Origin of the sequence: Lancefieldella parvula DNF00906 (assembly GCF_000758945.1) — a bacterium.
In the GTDB taxonomy this organism is placed as follows: Bacteria; Actinomycetota; Coriobacteriia; order Coriobacteriales; family Atopobiaceae; genus Lancefieldella; species Lancefieldella parvula_C.
Window position 1 is genome coordinate 18920 of the sequence record NZ_JRND01000007.1, and the last position, 22732, is coordinate 41651.

19 protein-coding genes and 4 tRNA genes are annotated in these 22732 nt (G+C 48.4%); 3 read left to right on the forward strand and 20 right to left on the reverse strand.

Translation table 11 applies throughout. From position 1 onward, the window contains the following. Positions 1-3: 3 nt before the first annotated feature. From dnaB to HMPREF1647_RS01190, 9 genes are all read right to left on the reverse strand, one after another. Positions 4-1443: a replicative DNA helicase gene (gene dnaB, locus HMPREF1647_RS01150; RefSeq protein ID WP_035427093.1), complete on the reverse strand. Its 1440-nt coding sequence runs from the start codon at positions 1441-1443 to the stop codon at positions 4-6. Positions 1444-1944: 501 nt separating this feature from the next. Further along, a complete protein-coding gene (gene rplI / locus HMPREF1647_RS01155; protein ID WP_035431359.1) occupies positions 1945-2469 on the reverse strand; it encodes a 50S ribosomal protein L9 in 525 nt (174 codons plus the stop codon). A gap of 32 nt (positions 2470-2501) precedes the next feature. Continuing rightward, a complete protein-coding gene (locus HMPREF1647_RS01160; RefSeq protein WP_035431361.1) occupies positions 2502-3560 on the reverse strand; it encodes a DUF2232 domain-containing protein in 1059 nt (352 codons plus the stop codon). A gap of 32 nt (positions 3561-3592) precedes the next feature. Continuing rightward, positions 3593-3865 (reverse strand): 30S ribosomal protein S18, encoded by a 273-nt coding sequence (gene rpsR, locus HMPREF1647_RS01165; RefSeq protein WP_012808120.1) that lies wholly within the window; start codon positions 3863-3865, stop codon positions 3593-3595. 48 nt (positions 3866-3913) lie between these two features. Beyond that, positions 3914-4366, reverse strand: coding sequence for a single-stranded DNA-binding protein (locus tag HMPREF1647_RS01170; RefSeq protein ID WP_035427101.1), 453 nt, complete (start codon positions 4364-4366; stop codon positions 3914-3916). 52 nt (positions 4367-4418) lie between these two features. After that, the gene (gene rpsF / locus HMPREF1647_RS01175; protein ID WP_035427103.1) at positions 4419-4712 is read right to left on the reverse strand and encodes a 30S ribosomal protein S6; all 294 of its coding nucleotides are present in this window, start codon (positions 4710-4712) and stop codon (positions 4419-4421) included. Positions 4713-5019: 307 nt separating this feature from the next. Continuing rightward, entirely contained in the window at positions 5020-6480 is a 1461-nt protein-coding gene (locus HMPREF1647_RS07150) for a DUF4013 domain-containing protein (RefSeq protein WP_052039081.1), read from the reverse strand. A gap of 119 nt (positions 6481-6599) precedes the next feature. Continuing rightward, positions 6600-6690: transfer RNA gene (locus tag HMPREF1647_RS01185), tRNA-Ser, on the reverse strand. Positions 6691-6728: 38 nt separating this feature from the next. Continuing rightward, positions 6729-6819 (reverse strand) — tRNA-Ser (locus tag HMPREF1647_RS01190). A 126-nt stretch (positions 6820-6945) separates the two neighbouring features. Here HMPREF1647_RS01190 and HMPREF1647_RS01195 point away from each other — a divergent pair. After that, positions 6946-7689, forward strand: coding sequence for a trimeric intracellular cation channel family protein (locus tag HMPREF1647_RS01195; RefSeq protein ID WP_035431363.1), 744 nt, complete (start codon positions 6946-6948; stop codon positions 7687-7689). Positions 7690-7854: 165 nt separating this feature from the next. Here the strand turns inward: HMPREF1647_RS01195 and typA are convergent, their stop codons facing one another. From typA to HMPREF1647_RS01220, 5 genes are all read right to left on the reverse strand, one after another. Then, on the reverse strand, positions 7855-9693 hold the full coding sequence (gene typA / locus HMPREF1647_RS01200) for a translational GTPase TypA (RefSeq protein ID WP_035431365.1): 1839 nt from the start codon (positions 9691-9693) through the stop codon (positions 7855-7857). A 127-nt stretch (positions 9694-9820) separates the two neighbouring features. Continuing rightward, positions 9821-10279 (reverse strand): hypothetical protein, encoded by a 459-nt coding sequence (locus HMPREF1647_RS01205; protein ID WP_035431367.1) that lies wholly within the window; start codon positions 10277-10279, stop codon positions 9821-9823. Between the two features lie 170 nt (positions 10280-10449). Continuing rightward, positions 10450-11730 (reverse strand): class II D-tagatose-bisphosphate aldolase non-catalytic subunit, encoded by a 1281-nt coding sequence (locus HMPREF1647_RS01210; RefSeq protein ID WP_035431369.1) that lies wholly within the window; start codon positions 11728-11730, stop codon positions 10450-10452. A gap of 129 nt (positions 11731-11859) precedes the next feature. Then, positions 11860-12930, reverse strand: coding sequence for a PTS fructose transporter subunit IIC (locus HMPREF1647_RS01215; protein ID WP_052039082.1), 1071 nt, complete (start codon positions 12928-12930; stop codon positions 11860-11862). A gap of 44 nt (positions 12931-12974) precedes the next feature. Beyond that, positions 12975-13295 carry a PTS fructose transporter subunit IIB gene (locus HMPREF1647_RS01220; RefSeq protein ID WP_035431371.1) on the reverse strand — a complete coding sequence of 107 codons (321 nt, stop codon included), beginning with the start codon at positions 13293-13295 and terminating at the stop codon, positions 12975-12977. 252 nt (positions 13296-13547) lie between these two features. Between HMPREF1647_RS01220 and HMPREF1647_RS01225 the strand changes: the two genes are divergently transcribed. Continuing rightward, the gene (locus HMPREF1647_RS01225) at positions 13548-14546 is read left to right on the forward strand and encodes a LacI family DNA-binding transcriptional regulator (RefSeq protein ID WP_035431373.1); all 999 of its coding nucleotides are present in this window, start codon (positions 13548-13550) and stop codon (positions 14544-14546) included. Positions 14547-14607: 61 nt separating this feature from the next. Here HMPREF1647_RS01225 and HMPREF1647_RS01230 read toward each other — a convergent pair whose 3' ends face one another. The 5 genes from HMPREF1647_RS01230 to HMPREF1647_RS01250 all read right to left on the reverse strand — a co-directional run bounded on the left by HMPREF1647_RS01230 (position 14608) and on the right by HMPREF1647_RS01250 (position 19153). Continuing rightward, positions 14608-15687, reverse strand: coding sequence for an ABC transporter ATP-binding protein (locus tag HMPREF1647_RS01230; RefSeq protein WP_035431375.1), 1080 nt, complete (start codon positions 15685-15687; stop codon positions 14608-14610). Positions 15688-15690: 3 nt separating this feature from the next. After that, positions 15691-17400, reverse strand: coding sequence for an ABC transporter permease (locus tag HMPREF1647_RS01235; RefSeq protein WP_035431377.1), 1710 nt, complete (start codon positions 17398-17400; stop codon positions 15691-15693). A gap of 139 nt (positions 17401-17539) precedes the next feature. Next, complete coding sequence (locus tag HMPREF1647_RS01240) at positions 17540-18679, reverse strand: ABC transporter substrate-binding protein (RefSeq protein ID WP_035431379.1); 1140 nt, start codon at positions 18677-18679, stop codon at positions 17540-17542. 233 nt (positions 18680-18912) lie between these two features. Next, a tRNA-Ala gene (locus HMPREF1647_RS01245) sits at positions 18913-18988 on the reverse strand. Between the two features lie 88 nt (positions 18989-19076). Further along, positions 19077-19153, reverse strand: a tRNA-Ile gene (locus HMPREF1647_RS01250). Between the two features lie 153 nt (positions 19154-19306). Here HMPREF1647_RS01250 and HMPREF1647_RS01255 point away from each other — a divergent pair. Beyond that, positions 19307-19813, forward strand: a complete 507-nt coding sequence (locus HMPREF1647_RS01255) for a bifunctional nuclease family protein (RefSeq protein ID WP_035427122.1) — start codon at positions 19307-19309, stop codon at positions 19811-19813. A gap of 145 nt (positions 19814-19958) precedes the next feature. Here HMPREF1647_RS01255 and gyrA read toward each other — a convergent pair whose 3' ends face one another. Then, the gene (gene gyrA, locus HMPREF1647_RS01260; RefSeq protein ID WP_035431490.1) at positions 19959-22721 is read right to left on the reverse strand and encodes a DNA gyrase subunit A; all 2763 of its coding nucleotides are present in this window, start codon (positions 22719-22721) and stop codon (positions 19959-19961) included. Positions 22722-22732 lie beyond the last annotated feature (11 nt).

The following is a 22732-nucleotide window of genomic DNA, read 5'->3' on the forward strand; positions in this document are numbered from 1 at the left end:
CGATTAATGCGCGGGGTTTGCCATCGCAGCGTACTGTGCGGCTTCACTTTCTGAGTAATTATTTCCCTGGTAGATCTCAACAAACTTGGTGGATGTTGGCATAAACATAACAGGGACATCCCTCAGAGCACCTGCACGGTTCTTTGCAACAATGATGTTGGTAACGTCTTTATCAGGACGGTCATCGCGTGCGGCTTCTTCATCGCTCAGTGAGCGGTCAAGCAGCAAAACAATATCTGCATCCTGCTCGATTGCGCCGGACTCACGCAGGTCAGAAAGCTGTGGACGCTTGCCGTTTCTGTTCTCAAGCGTACGATTGAGCTGAGAAAGTGCAATAACAGGCGCCTTGAGGTCTTTAGCCATAATCTTAATGCCACGAGACATCTCGGAAACCTCAGTTGCACGACTGTCCGCACGGCCCTTCTCGGCTGGTGGAGAAAGCAGCTGAAGGTAGTCGATGATAATGACGCCCTTCTCGGCCTTATTAAGCATTCTGCGGGCTTTTGCGCGGATTTCTGTGACTGTTGTGCCCGGAGTATCATCAACGATGATTTTAAGGCGAGAAATGCGCTCTGCTGCCTCCAGAAGGGTAGGCCACTGCTCATTTCTGATGTTGGAAGAACGGATGGTCTGCAAATCAACCTTTGATTCAGAAGCCAACAGTCTCTGCGCAATCTCAATCTTGCTCATCTCAAGCGAGAAGAGCGCAACAGTTGCACCGGAAACTGCGGCGTTATAGGCCATGCTGAGAGCAAAAGAGGTCTTACCAACACCAGGGCGAGCACCAATAACAACCATCTGACCAGGACGAAGACCTTGGAAGAGATTATCTAGGGTTGCAAATCCTGTTTGGACACCCAACTCCGACGCATCTTTACCGGCATTTTGCTGAAGCTCTTCAAAGAGATCAGTCATGATGTCTTCAATGCCCTGCTCAGACTGCTGAACATCTCTGTTGGTTACATCAAAAATGAGCTTCTCTGCCTGGTCAACTACTTCTTTTGTATCTTCTGGAGCGTTGTAGGCAAGCGCAGAAATCTTTGCAGAAGCACTAATCATCTTTCTGAGCGTAGTATCACGGTGCAGCATAACGGCGTGGTTTTCCCAACCAACCATAGCAAGTGGGTTGTTTCCAAGCTCTGCTAAACGGACAGCTCCTCCAGCGCGCTCAAACTTGCCGTTACTCTTAAGGTGGTCTGCAAGCGAAATGACATCTACTGGCTTGTTATTGTCAAACAGAGACTTAATTGCCTCAAAAATAATTTGATTGGATGGAATATAGAAATCCTCGGAAGAAAGCCTAATGAGGCACTCTCCTCTGATTTCTTCCGAAAGAATCATTGCAGAAAGAATGGAAAACTCGGCATCAGAATCTTGTGGCATAGAGGCGTTCTCTAGGGCCGTCAATTGCGTAGGATTCATCTCAAACGAGTCTTGTGCCATCGTCTTTTCCAATCATGTTTTTTTGGGAATGAATCTGAATAGTAGTGTACTTTTCAAAAAAATAAAGAGTCATTTTGGCTTGCAAAATTCGAAAAGTTAAGTCTTCAACACGATTTTCCAAAACTCGCATACCCTGAGCGGGATTTCCTTGAGTTTTCAACGTTTTCAACATTTTTTAGACTTTTTTCGACACGTGGTATTTTCTACACAATTGCTTATCTGCATTTATACAAATCAAATTACAATTCCGCAGGTTAAGTAAATATGTTTTACATAACATTTTGAATAACCGCAGGTAGAGTATAAGAAAATATACCGTTCTGTCTACACATAAAAAGACCACCCCTTTGTTATGTTTCACAAAGGGGTGGTTCGAACAAACATTCCATTCTTTTAAGATGGCCTTGCTTTTTCTAAAAGCTTACAAATCTGTAGAAAACTGTAGAAATTGTATAAACCACCAAAAAATGCAGGAGAACAGTGTTTTATGCATGCATAAAACTACTCTGCGGACTCAACCTCAGCCTCGACAGTTGCCTCAGCGGCAACCTCCTCGGTTTCCTCCTCTGCAGGAGCAGCATCGTCCTCGCCAACAAGAACAACGACGGTTGCGGTAATGTCACGGTAAAGCTCAATAGTGACATTGTGGCGACCAGCGGTCTTGATAGCAGCGCTACGAGCAATGCGCTTACGATCAACGGTGACGTTGAGCTGTGCCTCGATTGCGTCAGCAATCTGAGCGGTGGTGACGGAGCCAAAGAGCTGGCCCTCCTCGCCAATGCGAGCGTCAACAGTTACGAGCTTGCCATCAAGAGCTGCCTTGGTAGCATTTGCGTCAGCAATACGCTGCTCTTCGCGCTTAGCGATATTGTGACGACGCTCCTCAAGCTGCTTGATGTTACCCGGTGTAGCAGGCTGGGCAATCTTGTTGGGGAACAGGAAGTTCTCCGCATAACCCTGTGCGACCTCTACGATGTCGCCTTCGCCGCCCTTACCGCGAAGCTCGCCCAAGAGAATAACTTTCATGGGAAACTCCTTTGATGAGTCGATGGTATCGACTAGTTGTTGTTTATCGTAGGCTCTGAATCCTGGTTTCCTGAGCGATTAAGCTTTCGGAAGTTTACCCAGGCGTCAATAAGTCCTACGAGAGCCATAACGCCTAACTGAACTTCTAACATGCCTGCCAATACAAACAGTGACAGAGAAAGTGCTGGCGAGAAGTGCTTCTCGCGCACAAACCATGTGAGCACTGCAAGGCCCTGAAGAGCAAACACAACTCTAAGAGCCATAAACACATTCAACGTAATAAGCTGAAGTATGTCTTGTGCAGGCAAAATGGTGCTTGAGAGTGCATATACAAACAAGTTGACCACGGTAAGAACACACATCCAAAATGGAACATCCATCAGCTGGAACTGTGGCAATTTCTGTGGGTCTCTTGTCAGCGCCTTATACACTGTTCGAGCTCCAAAACGCGCAATTACAAAATATAAAAGCGCCATGCCGGTATAGCTGGTTGGCCAAAAGAGCATAAAGAGTGCCTTTGCCGTTGAAAGACCTTCTTGAATCTCTGGAGAAGCACCTGAGACCTGCGAGGCGTATTGATTAAATACGTTCTGAGCAAGCTCGGGAAGAGTTGTTCCTGCCATTGCGGCAAAGAACGCGTCGTATCCCAGAAGTGCCAAAGCCGTTGCTCCTACAAGAAGAGATCCAACACCAACGGTGAGTTTCTCTGTTGCAAAAGCGTAGCCAACTCCAAGAGCAAGTGCACAAGCGGTAACTGAGGTAGCCGCCTCCGTTGGTCCCGAGAGCAAATAAGCTGCTACACCCGTAACAAGTACTGAAGTAATAGCAGGACCAAACCATCCGTGCCCTTTTTTGCAATAGACAGCAATTACCATGCCATACGCAACCAAAGCTGCTCCAATAAAAGAAAGGAGCCCGGTAATTACTCCGCCAACAACGCAAAGAACAAAGCCTTGCTTGTAGGTTGGAGCTTCAAACGGACGCGGCTTGCCTCCGTTTTGGTTGCTTGGACCAGCAAAATTCTGTGGGCTACTCTCTGGGCGAGAATACCCTTCAGGTGCCTGAGGAATATTTGAATCCGGTCTATCCATTGCTAACCAACTCTACCTGAAGAACAGATAGGTTATCCGCGACTACGGCCACCGCGGCTGGAAACCACAGGGACAGTGTAGGGCAGAAGTGCCATCTCGCGTGCGCGCTTGATAGCAAGTGCAATGTCGTGCTGGTGCTGCGTGCAGGTGCCAGTGACGCGACGAGGCTTAATCTTGCCACGGTCGGTCATGTACTTACGAAGAAGCTGAGTATCTTTGTAATCGATGAACTCAGTCTCCTCCTTGCAGAACTGGCAATACTTGCGACGCGGCTGGCGCTGGAAATCTTGTTTCTGCTGAGCCATGTCTTTTACCTTTCAGATGACAGTAACGTCTGTGTTGCTGTCTGACGTTTAAAACGGAATATCAGCATCGTAGAACTCCTCGTCTGGCGGAGCCGGAACAGGAGCGGGTGCCTGTGGAGTTGGAGCTGCATAAGATGGTGCACCCTGTGACATAGGGGCTCCACCCTGCTGATTCCTAGAAAGGAACTCGACCTCATCAACAACAACTTCAAGCTTGCTGCGACGCTGTCCTTCCTTCGTCTCCCAGGAGCTGAAACGAAGTTTGCCTTCAATAGCAACCTTCGAACCCTTGGAGAGGAAGCGGGAAAGTGCTTCAGCACGCTGTCCAAATACTACGCAGTCAACGAAATTGGGAACATCTTCCCACTCACCGGTCTGCTGGTTCCTGCGACGATCGTTAACCGCAACGCCGAAGGATAGAATCTGGGTACCGCCTGCTGTGGAGCGAAGCTCCGGGTCACGGGTCAGGTTGCCCGAAATGTTAACCCTGTTAATACTCATAAATCTCACTACCTCTCATCGTGGAATAATTCCACTTTTCCATTACAAGGACTTAGTCCTTATCGACTCGACGCACGATCATGTGACGCTTAACAGCATCATTGATTCGCAGGACTCGATCGAGCTCTGCAATCTGCGTTGGATCTGCATGGAAATTGATGAGGGTATAGTCACCCTCGGTAAGATCGTCGATCTCAAAAGCAAGCTTACGCTTACCCCAGTCCTCGACGCTGTCGACTACTCCGCCGTCAGTGGTGATAGCAACGTCAATACGCTTCATTACACCAGCGCGGACTTCCTCGGTGGAAGCTGGGTCAACAAAAAACAGCAGTTCATAGGCCTTCATATTGTCACCTCCTCTGGGCTAATGGCTTCGGGAAGTGAAGGTGCACCCGAAGCAGGAAAGTTCGACCAAGCATCATACCACATAAATGCTCAAATACGAAACTGACCCACAAACTTTCTCACATGCAGTCCACATATAAAGCTTAAATCGGCAATTTGTTGCTTATTTACCTCTAAACTTGCAACTATCTGACGCGAATCTTTCTAAGGCGTGGTCACTCGCGCAATTTTAAAAACATGGGATTGAAAAAGAAAAACGACCATCACACAATCTGCATGATGGCCGTCTCTTTTATATGTGCTCTACTTTACTGAGCTGCAGGTCCCTCAGGATTCTGAGTTGGTGCGTCTGCTGGAGCAGCTGGTGCCTCAGGAGCCTCTGGAGTTGTTGGGATAATTGGCTCAACAACAACAGTCGAAGCAGGTGCAGGCTCTGGAGCTGCGGGAGCGACAGGAACCTCTGGCGCTACAGGTGCTGCTGGCGCAACAGGTGCAACTGGTGCCGCAGGAGCCGCAGGAACAACAGGTGCTGCTGGTGCTGCTGGTGCAGCAGGAGCCACTGGTGCAGCAGGGGCAGCAGGTGCAGCAGGAGCCACTGGTGCAGCAGGTGCAGCTGGAGCGACAGGAGCCACTGGTGCAGCAGGTGCTGCTGGCGCAACAGGAGCAGCAGGAGCCACTGGTGCAGCAGGTGCTACTGGAGCCGCAACAGGCTCAGCTGGAGCAGCGACTGGGGCTGCAGGTGCAACTGGAGCTGGAGCAGCAACTGGGGCAGCAGGAGCTGCTGGAGCTGCAGGAGCAGTGGCTGCTGGTGCAGGTGCTGCGACAGGAACAGCAACAGGTGCTGCTGCAGGAGCAGCGGTTGCTGCTGGTGCAGTAGGAGCAACTGGTGCTGGAGCTGCATACGTAGCAGCTGCGCCATCACGAGGATCGTTAATGAATGGTGGCAGTGGATCGTTGCTCTGTCCCCATGCAGGAACATTGAACTGACGCATCCAAAGAGCGATAGCGTTCTGCATAAGAAGCATAACGATAAGACCAACAACGTGGCCGATATAGCCAATAACCAGGAAGATTGGTCCCATCTGAATAAAGCCGCGTGCAAGAAGAGCAAGCATGATAAGACCCACCTGGCTCTGGTCGGTAACGTTCTGAGTTCTTGCAATGGTTAAAGCCTGAGTGCCAATGTTAACAATCATGCTAATTGCAGCGCTACCGCCGATGATGCCCATAATAAGTGAGGTGGCAATGCCAAGCACAATACCCATACCAAAGATACGGAACAGACCGCCCATGTCATGCTTGATCATCTCAAAGATGTTCTTAAAAGCAAAACCTGCAGAGATGCGACCATAAACTGATGCGCGAACCTGAATAACATTGATGCACAGTGGATACACAAATGCTGCAACAATAAAGACTGGGATAAGAATCAGATTGATAACTGGAATGAAAGAAAGAATTCCCGTTGCAATGCTGTATACCAGACCAAAGGCAAGTGCAATAACAACTGCCTTGAAGCCGGTAACAATATAGGTACCAAACTTAAGGTCTTTCTGCTTTGGACCAGCGTTGATGCCCCATGCAGTTACGCGTGCAGTCTCAAGTGCATAGCCAACAAGTGCAAGAATTCCGACAACTGGAATAAGACCAAACAGAGCCATAATAAGGACAGGCTTCCACCAACCCTTTTCCAAAGTCAGAAGTGCCCAGGAGCGTGCAAAGTAGCGATCGCGTCTGTAGCCATTCAACTCATCTGCTGAAACAGCCATTTAACTCTCCCCTCGTGTCAAAAAAGATGACATCGAATTACAAAGCCTAAACATTCTATATAAAATCGAAAAATAAATATATCTTTATTGGTAACAATTAATCAAATGAAAATGTTAAATGGCGGAGGAGGAGGGATTCGAACCCTCGTACCCCTAGAAGGGGTAAACGGTTTTCGAGACCGCCGCATTCAACCACTCTGCCACCCCTCCGAAGGGTGAAACGGCGCCCGTAGGCGCCGTGAAAATTCTGGCGGAGAGTCAGGGATTTGAACCCTGGAGACGCTTTAGACGCCTACACGATTTCCAATCGTGCTCCTTCGGCCACTCGGACAACTCTCCATATAAAACCGCACGGGACAGTATAGCGGATTTCTCACCAATATAGGGCGAGAAGTTCTGTGTATTTTTAATACTTGTGTAGTATTGTCATACTAATAAAAACAAAAACACCAGTAGGAGGTATGGATGCCACCGTTTTTCTCGCCGTATGGCACAGATGCAATTTCTGTGGGCATCCCCTACTGGCTAGACCTTCTAACGGTAATTATTGGTGCAATCTCGGGAATTTTGGTTGCAAGAGACCGTCACTTGGATCTTGTAGGCTTTGTGGGTCTTGGCCTTTTAGGTGGCCTGGGTGGAGGGCTTATCAGGGACGTCATGATGCAAGAAGGCGGCGTCTACATGCTCAACTCGCCCTACGCCATTCCGGCTGCCGTTTTTACCGCCATTTTGCTGTTTATGTTCCCTGAGCCGCTTGATAGATTCCCTCGCATGCTTGAGTGGACCGACATTATCTCTGTTGGCCTCTTCGCTGTGGTTGGTACCGATAAAGCCCTGGTATATCACCTGCTTCCCTTCTCGGTCATTTTGATGGGAAGCATTACGGGCGTTGGTGGCGGTATGCTTCGCGACGTATTTCTTGGCGATATCCCTCGTATTTTCCAACGAAGCAATCTCTACGCGTTTTGCGCAGTTGCTGGCGCCACCTCATATTGGGCACTTGTTTCCTACGCTGGAGTCACCAAAATCTGGGCAGCCGTTGTCTGCGTTGCTGTTACCGTTTGCCTGAGGCGTTGGTCGCTCAAGTACAACGTACTTTCTCCGGCCGACGTTGACCTTACGCCGCACGTAATGCGCAGTGTTAACAAGCTTCGTCACAAAGCTCAGAAGCCGGGTAAGCAACCTGAGCAGAACACCCCATCAAAGTAGTATCGCTCACAATCAGACGGTTTTGGATGTTTTTGGGCGGTTTTGCATCGCCCTCACATACCGTTTATCAGCACTTTATTTAAAATCCACCTAAAACAAAACTGGCGAGAAACCCTTGCGGCTGCAAGTTTTTCTCGCCAGATTGATTGTCTGTAAACGACGCTGTTACTTCTTGACCATACCGTTACGAACTGCCCACTTACGGCGCTCGGTCTCGGAAAGGATACGCTTACGCATACGGATGTTGAGTGGTGTGATCTCAACAAGCTCGTCGTCCATGATGTACTCCAGAGCCTCTTCCAGCGTAAACAGGCGTGGAGGAGTCAGCTGAACTGAAATATCTGCAGTTGAAGACCTCTGGTTGCCCAAAGACTTGGTGCGTGCAATGTTAACAACCATGTCGCCTGGCCTTGAACGTTCGCCAACCAGCATACCCTCGTAGCACTCAACACCTGGAGCAACAAAGAGCTGGCCGCGCTCCTGAAGCGTACCAAGTGCGTACGCAACGGCCTTCTCGGTAGACATAGAGATCATGGCGCCGTTCTGACGGCTACCAATATCACCTGCAAAAGGACCGTACTCAAGGAAGGTGTGGTAGAAGACTGCGTCTCCGTGGGTAACGTTCATGACGCGCGTCTTAAGGCCCATGATGCCGCGGGTTGGAATCTTGAACTCAAGGTGTGTCTGAGTCTCGCCAGTGTCCATGATAGACATGGTGCCGCCAACGTTACCAAAGACCTCAATAACCTTGCCGGCATACTCTGGGTTGCACTCAACAACAGCCTGCTCAATAGGCTCAAGTGTGTGACCCTGGGCGTCCTTCTTGAACAGAACGCGAGGACGACCAACCTGGAATTCAAAGCCCTCACGGCGCATGCTCTCCATAAGAACGGAGAGGTGAAGAATACCACGGCCAGAAACCTCAATACCCGTCTTATCAGGAAGCTCCTCGATGCGCATGGTGACGTTATTCTCGCGTTCTGTCATCAGGCGCTCTTTGAGCTGACGGCCGCCAACAATGTCTCCCTCGCGGCCAACAAGTGGCGAGGTAGAAGGCTCAAAAATAATAGAAAGGGTTGGTGGATCAATCTCGATTGGATCAAGCTCAACGGGATTTTCTGGATCGGTGTAAACATCACCAATATCAGTTTTATCAACGCCAACGATTGCCGCAATATCGCCTGCGTCAACCTCATCGCACTCCTTGCGGCCCAGGTAGTCAAAGGTGAACAGCTGCTTGACCTGACTCATGGCGCGGGAACCGTCGTTTTTGACAACAAGAATCTTGTCGCCAGTATGAACAGTTCCGGAATACACACGGCCAATACCAATGCGGCCCAGGTAGTCGGAGTGATCGATGGTGACGCACTGCATAGCAAGAGGTCCGTCAATATCAACATCTGGAGCTGGAAGACCATCAATAATCATGTCAAGAAGAGGGAACATGTTGTCGTTGTCATCATTTGGATCAAGGCGAGCGTAACCATTAACGCCAGAAGCAAAGATGACGTGCTCCATGGTGAACTCAAGCTGCTCATCAGTTGCGCCGAGGTCCATCATCAGATCAAGAGAATCGTTGACAACAGCCTCTGGACGAGCGCCGTCACGGTCAATCTTGTTGACAACCATCATGATAGAAAGGCCTGCGTCGATAGCGTGGCGCAGAACAAAGCGAGTCTGTGGCATAGGGCCCTCGGCTGCGTCAACCAGCAGAAGCGCACCGTCAGCCATCTTCAAAACACGCTCTACCTCGCCGCCGAAGTCAGCGTGGCCAGGGGTATCAATAACGTTAATCTTGACGCCCTTGTACTCAATAGAGATGTTCTTTGCCAGAATGGTAATTCCGCGCTCACGCTCCTGATCATTGGAGTCCAGAATTCTCTCTTGAACCTGCTGGTTCTCGCGGAATGCATCGGTTGCCTTAAGCATCTGGTCAACCATGGTGGTTTTACCGTGGTCAACGTGGGCGATGATAGCAATATTTCTGATGTTGTCTTGACGCATAAGTCTCTATCTCTCGAAGGTATGTGTTTGGACTTGCTACTTCAGGTCCAATTTTTATCAGCTTTAGAACTTTAGTGCAATTACGTGCCTAGAGCGCCCAGAAATTTCAATGAACGCAGCTTTTTCATTACAGAAGTGGCTCAAGCTCCCCTGCTGGAGCGGGATCAGACCACACAAACTGGTCGCCTTGGCCTTTTCCGTGAACTAAAGAATATGCCGAGAAACTCTTATAGCCCTTCTCGCCAAACTCAAGAAGCACGGCATCCTCGTAACCGCCCTCTTTGAGCAGTTGAATGGCCCCCTCATATACAAGCGCATAGCGAACAGGCTCTTCAAGTCCCGCTTCTTTATCGCCCTTCTGTTTTGCCAGGTCAAGCACGCGCTTATGGGCGCCTTCAAGCAGCTCCTCTGGGCCGTCATCGGAGAACTCATAGCTTGCAACCGTGCCTGACGCGTCCTCAACTACAAGCAAAACGTTGAGTGATTGGCCATCTGCAAGCAGGTCAAACGCATCTCCAAGCAGCTCAGTTGAGAGCATATCAAGCTGGGGAGAAACTCCATCTTTGCGCTCGTTGTTTTCGGCCATGCCGCTCCTTAGCGTCGTTTTTTGTAACTATTGTTCTCTATGATACATCGCACAAGAAAAGAGGTCGAAAGCAAAAAGCCTTCGACCTCTTGGGTTTGTCAGCTATCTGTCCAAAATTAGACAGCAACGGCGTTACAACGGCAAAACACCGCGTCTGAAAGCACGAGCGGTTACTCTGCCAGTGCCTCACGGATGCGCGTAGTAACTCCCTCAAGCCTATAGCACTCAACATACTGACGAAGAGGGCGCTTAATGTGGTCAACAACAAAACGCTGTCCATCAATATTGAACTTGGCAAGGTTCTTGTACAGGTGCTCGGTTGCGGCTTTGACCTCGTCATCATTGAACGCGTAATGGCCAGAGATATCAAGAATATCCAGTGACAGCTTGTGATTAGCAAGAATCTGCTCAACAGTCAGATTAACCTGATCGCCAACCATCCACTTGCGCCAACGCTCAGTCTCAATTGCCTTAACCAGCAGGGTGTTCCTCAAGCCAGAAACCTCATCTGCCTTCAGAAGGCCTTCTTTGACCAAAAGATCTTCGACGTCACAAAGTTTCAGATATGCGCGAGTCTCTTCCGTTCCATACTGAGGCGCCACGTTTGAAGCGGTGACGTTTGCGGGAGTGTGCTCAAGCAGCGTTACATCATCAAGGTAATCTGCATTGTGCTCTTTAAGACCAACACCGTAGCTCTTGGCCATCTCAGCAAGGCTAATGGCGGCCTCAAAATCGTAATGTCCAACCTGCTCAGTAAGACGCGTAAGCGTTCCTGTCTGTCCAACAATAAAGGTTGGCATCGGCAGACCCTTAGCGGTGAGCTCACTCTTAAGCTGCTCAATAAAGGTATGGTACTTATCAGTAGAGGTTAAGCCGCCGTTTGTTTCCTCGGTACCGACCTCATAGCCAATCTCAGGAAGACCGCGAGAAACACGTTCCTTCTCGCACCACTCAATCAAATCAACCGTACGACGAAGAACCACATCAAGCGGAATAACCTTGCCAATCTCAAAAGGATCCTTAGTTGGGTCAATCATCAGCAGGTCAAAGCCGTTAAGCATGTCGGCAAGATAAGACTTCTTGGCAAGCTCCATAGCCTCATCTTCTGGAAGGTGAGCGTTGCGCTCCTCGTCACGCTGCCAAGGACCGCCGTGGTCGCGGCAGAGGTAATACAGACCGTCAAAGCCAACCTTCTGAGCTGCTTCAGCAATATCATCCGAGAAACGCTTCTGATCCCAAGAATTTACGTATCCTCCACCAAGTTCATCAAGATCAACCTGGTTTCGAGATGCAATAAACATCAGAGGAAAATCGCAGTCTCTACCAAGTTCAAAAGCTGCCTGAAGCAGGTTGGGCGACATCGGTCCAATTCCTAACAGCGTGGCGGACTTTCCTGTGTCTTGAAGTTTAAGCAACCCTTCAACAGCTTTTTTGATTGGTAGCTTTTCCATAATTACCCCTTCCCAAGAGTGTTTCTTGGTAATAAGAAGGGCGTGGGGGTTGAATCCCTACGCCCCTCTCCTTTTAACTTCAATTTTTAAGGTCTAAGACCAAAAGGTACATGCGTATCTCGCTCTGTATTACTTGTTGTCCTCAAGCTTTGGCTTGGTGAGAACAAGGATTGCAACACCTACTGCAACGCCAATTGCCATATCAAGGGTGTAGAGGGCAATGTTGTTTGTAGCTGCAGCAACAATCATGCCACCGTGAGGAACAAAGCACTCAATACCGTGCCAAGCAGCAAGACCAGCACCAACTGCAGAACCAATCATGATTGCAGGAAGGGTGTGTGCAAGATCTTTAACAGCGAATGGAATTGCGCCTTCGGTAATACCAATGAGTCCCATGAAGACTGCAGAGATACCCATCTGCCTATCAGTGTCGTCAAACTTGCTGCGAGCAATAAGAGAAGCAACACCGCAGACCAGTGGAGGAATAGCAACTGCAACACGGAATGCGCCGTTAGGACCATAAACACCTGCGGTCATAAGAGCCATGGTGAAGGTAGAAGCAGTCTTGTTAACTGGGCCACCCATATCAAATGCGGTCATGAGGCCAATTACGATGCCGAGTACAACTGCAGAACCACCCTGAAGGCTTGAAAGCAGGTTTGTCAGCCAATCCATGAAAGCGCCAAGTGGAGCTGCCAAAACATAGATGTAAAGCATGCCAAGGGCAAGCGAAGATAAGCTTGGGATGATCAGAATTGGCATGATGGTACGAATGGTGCTATTGACCTTCCAGCTCTTCATCCACTGGACAAGGTAGCCAGCAGCAACGCCAAGGACCATTGCGCCCAAGAAGCCAGTAGAAACCTGGACCTCACCTACAGGAACAGGATTGCTTGCCAGGTAACCAAGGACAAAGCCAGGTGCCAGAGCAGGCTTTCCGCCCAAAGAATAGGCAATGTAAGCAGCAAGGACAGGAATCATCATCTTGATGCCGGCCATACCAATAAGGTTAAGGCTCTGCATCAAAGGATTGGTGACTTCAATACCGTCCTTTCCTGCAGTTCCTGTAGCTAGCGAGAAAGCCAAGAAGACTCCACCAACTACGACAATAGGAATAAAGTACGAAACACCAGTGTTAAACGCCTTTAGAAGGTCTTTTCCGACCTTGCCCAAAACTGAGGGACTCTTTTCCTCTGCCATGGGTTTCTCCTCTCTTCTTCCTTGCGTTATCACTTACGCGCTTGCTACTCAGCCAGCGCAACTACCTGATCAATAACCTTTGCTGGATCCGCAATGGCAAGCGATGGATCCAACGTAAGAACGCGACCTTCATCGCGCTTCTCGTCAAAACGCTCGTCGCCTTCGATGCCAATTGCAATGGCGAGAAGAACAACGTCTGCAGCATCAATTTCGTCCTGCTCAAGCTCGTTCTCAATACCGTAACCACCCTGAGCCTCTACCTTGAATTCATAGCCGCGACGCTCACATTCTTTCTCAATGGCCTCTTTTGCCATCCAGGTGTGAGCAATTCCAACCGTGCAAGCGCATACAGCAACGACGTTCATGGTTATGTCCTCTCGCAAAGTAAGTTGTGAGCCCCTAAGCGGGGCGCACGAGCACGTCTTTTGACGACGTACGTTTCCAACTCATACTTTGCATTGTTTCAATCTTTTTTAAAAGAGGATTTCGGTAAACGTCTAATCTACCTTGTGTTATGATGAATTTTGTTAAACGTTTAACCAACGTAGAATCCAGCACACTCACTAACGTTGGTATTTTGCAAGTACATTGTAAAGATTTCGGTGAAATGAGTGCCAATGTCTAAGACCACTATCATTGACCTTGCAAAATTAGCAAATGTTTCTATTGCTACCGTTTCAAATTACCTTAATGGACACTTTGAAAAGATGTCCGAAGCAACTAAGCAACGTATCAAAAAAGCAATCGAAAATACGGGATATATTCCAAGCGCCCAAGCTCAAGCAATGGTTAAGAAGAGCTCTGGAATTATTGCTGTTCTCATCTTGGACAATACTAATGCGTGGGCAGCTCAAATGACTAACGGTATTGAAGATGCTGCTCTTGAATCTGGATATCAGACAATTATTTGCAATTCTCGTTTTGACCCCACGCTTGAAGCTGACTGGGTTGAGAAAATGCTTTCAATTGGAGCAGATGGCATGCTTATCCAGCCCACCAATCAATTCAGAGCGGTAGATAGACGAATTGCTAAAGTTGGAAAGCCCGTTGTCTACTTTGACTGCGACCTTCTTGCCCTTAATGCTTCCTGGATAAAAAGTAACCTCTATGACGGCGTTTATTCAGCTGCAACCCACTGCGTTGAACGCGGATACGAAAACTTTTTAATCATTGGTGGAGAGCCAAAAGGTCGTACCAGAATTGAACGAGAATCTGGCTTCACTGATGCCTTAGAGGCCTTAAATAAACCTCATGAGCGTCTCACCATAGAGCAAAATACGCTCTCTATCCCTGAAATCACGCAATGGCTTAACAACCACATTCTTCCATCAAAGAAAACGCTGGTATTTGTACCAAATCAGTGGGCTCTCAAAAGTGTCTATAGCGCGCTGCATGCCTATGAAGAGGTAATTCCAGAGCAAATTGGTCTGTTGGGATTCAATAACACTGATTGGACCGATTTACCTGCTAAAAGCATCTCAACTATTGTTGAACCCGTCTATGAAGAGGGCTACGCCGCTTGCAAGATGCTCCTTAAAAGAATCAAAGACCCCTCGCTTGAGCCCGACCACAAGTTGCTCACCTGCAAGCTTAATTGGCTCAAATCCACCATCTAACAAAAATGGCGAGAAGACAAACGAATCTTCTCGCCATACGTTACTGCTTTAACTCAAACACTTACAGAACGTGGACCTCGTCCTTGGTAAAGTCAACAAAGGCGTGGTCGCCAACGTTGTAAATCTTGTGTGTACGAGGGTTGAAGTCCGTAATCTTAATGAGGGTGTCTCCAACCATAACGTGGTAGTTCTGGTAGTGGCCCATGAATCGAGAAAGAACTACCTCACAGGCAAGTGTTCCCTCGTCAGCAAGGCGTGCAGACTCTGGACGAAGAACAATGCAGCATTCCTTGCCCTTGTCCAGGTGAGAACATCCGCTAGCCTCAAACTCATGACCCTCAAAGCGGCAAAGTGCAGTCTCAGAATCAAGCTTGTCTGCAATGGTTGCATGCAGGAAGTTTGACTCACCAATAAAGTCTGCAACAAACTCGTCTGCTGGGTGATAGTAAACCGTCTGAGGATCGCCAACCTGGTCCACAACACCCTTTTTCATAATGATGATGTTGTCTGAAAGCGCCATTGCCTCTGACTGGTCATGTGTGACGTAGATGGCGGTAATACCGGCCTCCTGCTGAATACGGCGGATCTCGTTACGCATGTCAACGCGGAGCTTCGCATCAAGGTTTGAAAGAGGCTCGTCAAAGAGGAGCACGCTTGGCTCAATAACCAGAGCGCGTGCCAAAGCAACACGTTGCTGCTGACCACCAGAAAGTTGATTGGTCATGCGTTCTTCCATGCCCTCAAGTCCAACAAGACCAAGGATATGAAGGACCTTCTCGCGAATTACTGCCTTATCCATTTTGCGAAGCTTGAGGCCATAGGCAACATTGTCAAAGATGTTGTAGTGAGGAAGCAATGCATAGCTCTGGAACACCATAGCGGTATCGCGTTTGTTTGGAGTAAGCTCATCAATCTGCTCATCGCCAAGGAAGATCTTTCCCTCATCAGGACTCTCAAAACCAGCAATCATGCGCAGAATGGTGGTCTTTCCGCAGCCAGAAGGGCCAAGCAGTGTTACAAACTCGCCAGGAGCAATAGTGATGTTAGCGTCTTGAACTGCGTAGAAGTCTTTTCCAGTCTTCTGATCCTGATAAATCTTGGAAATGTGCTCAAGGCGAACGCCTTTTTTCTCTGTAGCCATGTGTTACTCCTCCTTGAGTGCTCGGCTGGTGCCAAAGTGTTTGATGGCCCAATTCATAAGCAATACCGAGCCATAGGTAATAACAATCAGAATTGTTGCAAAGGCGCAGGCCATACCATATGAACCCTTACCAGCAAACTCATTAATCTGAACGGTAATAAGCAGGAACTCTGGTGTGACCAAGAGGATAACTGCAGAAATTGCGGTGATGGAGCGGACAAACGCCGTTACCAAGCCCGACAAGAACGAATCTTTAATCAGCGGCAACGTAACGGTCATAAACACCGTAAAGCTGTCGGCGCCCATGTCGTATGCGGACTCCTCAATTGATTTATCAATCTGTCGAAGTGCCGAGATGCCCGAGCGTGTTCCTGTAGGAAGCGATCGCACGACAAAGACAATGATCAGGATAAGTCCTGTACCATACAGGCCTTGTAAAAATCCTGTGTGCATGACACCGCTTGAGAAACCGCGAATATAACCAACGCCCAAGACCGTACCAGGAACTGCCATGGCAAGCATGGATACAGCCTCGATAAAACCACGGCCACGGAAGCGACGTTTTACTACCAGATAAGAAATAATCATCGAAAGCAGAGCCGTGATTGGTGCTGCAATAAGCGAAAGCATAAACGAGTCGCTAAACGCCTGCAAGCCGTGGTACTTGGTAAATACCTGCTCAAACCACTTTGTTGTTAACTCGTAATTGGAGCCCCAGGAACGAACAAACGAACCATAAGGAACGCAGAGGTACATGCCAATAACAAAGAGTGCGACTAGTGCGCAAAGAATGGTAAGTGGGACGCGAACAGAATTGTCTGTAATAAGCATCCTAGCTCGCGTTGCTTTGCCCGAAAGTGTAGATGTACTCTTTGCTTCCAACACAAACTTCTGAACAACAAACATAAGCAGCGTAATGGAAAGAAGAACAACAGCCATTGCAGCCGCACCCTGCTTGTCGTACGCTCCTGTAATCTGCAGGTAGATAGTTGTTGCCAGAGTATCGTAGGAGCCACCAATAATCATTGGATTTGCAAAGTCTGCGATCGACTCAATAAATGAGACGAGAAAAGCGTTGCCTAAACCAGGCAAAATAAGAGGAAGTGTAACGCTGGTAAATACTTTCCAGCGGCTTGCACCCATGTCACGTGCTGCTTCTTCAAGGGATGGGTCAATGTTTTTGAGCAGGCCCTTAAGCATCATGTAGCACACAGGGAAGAACGACATAGTCTGGACAATAAAAATGCCCCAGAAGCCATAGATGTTGTTGTCAAAAATTCCCAAAAGACCGCGGGTAATCAGGCCTTTCTTGCCAAACATCATAATCATGGAAAGCGAGAGAACAAATGGTGGAGAAACAACAGGAAGCATGGAAACCACGCGGAAAAGGCCTGTCATAAACTTTGTACGAAGCTTTACGTACACTTCAACATACGCAAAAAGAAGACCAATAAGCGCTGATAAAATGCCTACTGCAAATCCAACCCTAAGGGTGTTGGTAATTGCATGGCTAAAGGAAGGCATGGCCAAGACGCGAGTAAAGACATTAAAGGTAACTCCGTTATCGGAGACTACAGAGTCAACCATAAGAATGGCAAGAGGATACAGAATAAAAAGGGTTAAGAAGGCGATAAGAACGACAATGGTCGTTATCAAAATTGGATCGCCAAGGAGCTTTTTTCGCTCAAGTCGAGCGCTCTGGGATTTTGCCATGCTGGTCCTAACTCTGAAACACTAAACCTATACGCAAAGCTCTATGTGGAACTGGGTAGGCAGATCTCTGCCTACCCAGTATAATCTGCCACTCAGATCTTGAGCAACAGCATTGTTTAGTTGCTTATCCGCGTGGTGTTTACTCGGTCTTAAAGCGGCTGTCTCCGCCACCAAGTGCCTGCATAACGTCCTTGACATACTGCTCGGTGTTTTTCTTAGCGTCTTCGAAGTTGTAGTCCATAACGTTATTTGGATCAAGACCGTACTCAGTTGCAATCTCAGGCTGCTTTGCGTTGTCAATTACCAGGAACTGGTAAGAGCCGTTCTTCTGAGCAAGGTCAACGCATGCTGGTGAAAGTGCATACTCAATCCAGAGCTTAGCTGCGTTTGGATGTGCAGCGCCCTTGAAGATTGCGGTTGCACCAACCTCGTATGATGCGCCAGAGCTTGGAATTTGAAGACCAACATTCTCATGCTCTTGGTCAACAATCTGATAAATACCATCGTGGAGCATACCAATTCCGATGGTGCACTCACCGGCTCCAATAGCCTTGGAAGGACCAGAGCCACTCTTGGTGTACTGAGCAATGTTCTTATCAAGGTCAACAAGATACTGAATACCCTGATCATGACCATATTTCTGAATAACAGTATTAATGATCAGCTTTGCAGTACCAGCGGTGTTGTAGTTAGAAGACCAGATAAGACCCTTATATTTGGGATCGATAAGATCCTTGTAGTCCTGAGGCACGTCGAGCTTAAGACGCTGTAGCTCTTCCTTATCGTACAGAATTCCCAAAATACCCTTATAAATTCCGTACCAGTCCTTATTTGTGCTCTTGAACTTATCAGAAATAAGATGTGATGCATTCTTTGGCTCGTACTGCTCAAGCAGACCCTTTGAAGAGGTTACGTTGTAAGGATCGGTTGTGCCACCAAACCAAACATCTGCTGATGGATGGCCGTTCTCTTCCTCAATCTTTGCAGCAACCTCGCCAGTTGACAGGCGCTGTGCCTGAACCTCAATGCCATACAGACTCTTGAAATTGGCGCAAACTGCGTTTAGATACTCTTCCTCACAAGAGCCGTAAACAATCAGCTTACCCTCTTCTTTTGCTGCCTTTACCAGCTCTTCTGGTGCTCCAACCGCGTCTGTAGAGTTGGTGTCAGATTCTTTTTTCTCACCAGCATCAGAATCGGACTTTTTGCAGGCGGTGATACCCAGGCCTGCTACAACTGCGCTGACTCCAAAAAAGTTACGACGAGTAAGGTTTGACATAAGAACTCTTTTCTCTCCTTGTGGTTTTCCACAGTGCCAACGAAAAGAACATACTCCTGTGTAAATCCTACTCATGTTTGTTGTAAAAATATGTAACTATTCGATAAGTGGGTAAAAATAACGGTCATCGGTATGTTTTATGGCGCAACCGCGTCTTTTGCGTCTTTTATGAGTGCTATTTTGAAAAATAACTAGCAAAAAGGCCAGGGACAAAATCCCTGGCCTTGAACATTTGGTGGAGAATAGGGGGATCGAACCCCTGACCTCAGGCTTGCAAAGCCCGCGCTCTCCCAGCTGAGCTAATTCCCCGTACTGACTTCTGGTTGGGCCCAGAAGGTTTTAATAATCACCCCAACGGCGACTCGGCTAACGTTGGGGTGACTATTGTCACATAAAGTGGTGGGCCTGACAAGGTTTGAACTTGTGACCTCCCGGTTATCAGCCGGACGCTCTGACCAACTGAGCTACAGGCCCAACGCAGGGAAAAATAATACCTCCATACTTCTCGTAGGTCAACACTTTTTTTGTTTTGTTTTAAAGTTTCTTGAAATTGGGTATGAAGTGAGAACAGAGAGTCGTAGACTATCTGCCCAAAGATTGATAAATGGCGTGCTTTTTGGAGTTTTTGTGTCACTAAAACGTATGGACATACAAACGGTTGTTGTCGGAGGAGGACCAATCTCTTCCGTTATTGTCCTGCGTCTTCATGATCCACGCGGGGTCTCCACGCTCAGCCTACCTATTAAGATTGGCAACATTGAAGCCTCTGCTATCAGCCTTGGTATAGACCAAGAGTCTACCCAGAGACCGCTTACGCATGACCTTCTTCGCTCCGTTCTTGATTCTCTGGACGCAGACATTAAAAGCGTGCGCATTGTAGGTGTCCATGGCACCACGTTCTTCTCGCAAATTGAGCTTATCTCTAAAGAGGGAGAACATATTTACGTGGATGCTCGTCCGTCAGACGCAATTGCGCTGGCAGTAAGAACAAACGCTCCGATCTTTGCTGACGAGAGCGTTCTGGAAATTGCTGCTGCTCCAGACTTTACTGATGTCGAGAAGGACGTTCAGGCCCAAGAGCTTGAGGAGTTCCACCAGTTTATTGAGGATGTCTCTCCTGAGGATTTCTCATAAGTCCTGCTCTATGGTTTACTTTTAAACAACTGATGCATCTTTTATATAAAAATCGTTGCTATTAGCGTGTCGTTTTTCTCGGTAAGCGAAAAGAGCTCAGGAGAATTGCCTCCTGAGCTCTTCAAATTACGTATAGCTGAAATGCTTATTCGTCATCATCCAGCAGTGAATCGTCCAGTACTTCCTCTTCATCTCCGAGGTCAACAGACTCTGCCTCGTCAGCATCGCGAGCGCCTGCTGCCATCAGATCAAGCATGCCTTGGTTCTCTGCGTGCTTAGGAGCCTTCTTTTTGTTGGCAACCATACGGGCAACTGCAGAAACGACGTCAGTACCAGAGAGGTTCATAACCTTGACGCCCTGAGTAGAGCGGCCAAGCTTGGAGATATCGCCAGCCTTGACGCGGATTACAACGCCCTCCTCGGACATGATCATAATCTCGTGCTGAGGACCAACAACGCGGCAGGCAACCAGGTTACCCTTCTTCTCCGTCATTGTGATGGTAAAGACGCCCTGGCCACCACGCTTGTGAACTGGATACTCAGAAATTGCCGTGCGCTTTCCATAGCCCTTCTCGGTAATAACGAAAAGGTCACCGTTACCGTTGGTAATTTCCATGCCAAGCATAGTCGCATCGCCCTTGAGCGTAATACCACGAACGCCAGAGGTACCGCGGCCCATGCTTCTTGCCTCTGCCTCGTCAAACAGAATTGCCTTGCCGTCGGAGGAGCACAGAACAACCTTGTCACCTGGATGGACACGGCGGACGTTAACAAGCTCGTCGCCATCCTTAAGGTTGATTGCAATGAGGCCGTCCTTACGGGTGCGGTCGTACTCAGACATTGCTGTCTTCTTGACCATTCCCTGCTTAGTAGCAAACATCAGGTAGTTGTCTTCTGGGAAGTCGCGGGTAGTAATGACTGCCTTGACCTTCTCGCCCTCTGCAAGTGTCTCGATGACATTGATGATGGCGCTACCCTTTGTAGTTCTACTACCAACAGGAAGCTCGTGGACCTTGAGGCGATACACCTTACCAAAGTTGGTAAAGAACAGCACGTAATCGTGGGTAGAAGCAACAAAGAGGTTCTCGACAAAATCGTTCTCTTTGAGAGAGACGCCCTGAACACCCTTGCCGCCGCGCTTCTGAGAACGATAAATCTCAACAGGAACGCGCTTTACGTAACCTGCGTGAGTAACGGTAACAACCATATCCTCTTCAGCGATAAGATCCTCGACGTCCAGGTTCTGAATGTCCTGGTCAGAGATTTGCGTACGACGCTTGTCAGCGTAGCGGTTAGAGATCTCACGAAGCTCATCAGCAATAACAGCCAGAATCTTTTCCTCGTGAGCGAGAAGATCCTCGTAGTAGGCAATATCAAGTCTGAGCTGGGAAATCTCGTCAACAAGATCCTGACGAGCAAGACCGGTGAGGCGGCGCAGACGCATCTGAAGGATTGCCTCGCCCTGAATCTCATCCAGGCCAAAACGCTCGTTCATGCGCTTCTTTGCCTCAGCATCATCCTGCGAGCTGCGGATGATGTGGACAATCTCGTCGATGTTATCAACTGCGGTCAGAAGACCTTCCAAAATGTGGACACGCTTCTGTGCCTTATCCAGGTCAAACTCAGTACGACGGCGTACAACATCAATCTGGTGATCAATGTAGTGACGAAGAATCTCGCGAAGAGAAAGGGTACGAGGAACACCGTCAACCAAGGCCAGGTCAATGATGCCAAAGTTGGACTGGAGCTGAGTCTTCTTGTACAGGTTATTCAGAACAACCTGTGGAACAGCATCACGCTTGAGGTCCAAAACGATGCGCATACCCTTACGGTTGGACTCGTCGCGCATGTCAGAGATGCCTTCAATTTTCTTCTCGTTGACTGCTTGAGCAATCTTCTCCTGGAGAAGACCTTTGTTAACCTGGTAAGGAATCTCGGTAACAACAAGGCGCTGGCGACCACTCTTGACCTGCTCAACGTGAACCTTTGCGCGGACAGTAATGGAACCGCGACCAGTCTCATAGGCATCCTTGATGCCCTGAGTGCCCATGATGATGCCGCCTGTTGGGAAGTCAGGACCAGGTAGAACGGTCATGAGCTCCTCAGTGGTAACGTCAGGGTTCTCAATCATCATGCAGACAGCGTTAGTAACCTCACCAAGGTTGTGAGGAGGAATGTTGGTAGCCATACCAACTGCAATACCTGAAGAACCGTTAACCAAAAGATTTGGGAAACGAGCAGGAAGAACTGCAGGCTCTGTCAAAGACTCATCATAGTTTGACTGAAGATCAACGGTGTTCTTGTTAAGCTCTGCCAGCATCTCCATAGCACTTCTGGTAAGACGTGCCTCGGTATAACGCATTGCTGCTGGTGGATCACCGTCGATAGAACCAAAGTTTCCGTGACCATCAATCAGAGGAAGTCTCATCGAGAAATCCTGAGACATACGGACCATGGAGTCATAAATAGCAGAGTCACCGTGTGGGTGATACTTACCCATGACTTCACCGACTGCCCATGCAGACTTCTTATGTGGACGGTTTGGCGTAATGCCAGCCTCGCTCATTGCGTACAAAATACGGCGGTGAACAGGCTTAAGGCCGTCTCGAACATCTGGAAGTGCACGAGCAACAATAACGGACATGGAATACTCGAGGAAGGAAGTCTTCATCTCTGAGGACAAATCGGTTGGCTTAAGCGTGCCACCGTGAATGTCTGAGAGGTCAAGACGAGTACCAGCCTCATCAGAGATAATGTGTGAAGTTTCTCCCGTTATTAGATTTTCCCCAGTCTCTGGGTCAAACTCGTCAGAGTCTTCTTCTACCTCGTCATCTTCGTATTCTTCATCCATATCGTTTTGTGCATCAAGGTCTTGATCCTCGTCTGCACCAAAAAGATCATCATTCATATTTTTATCGT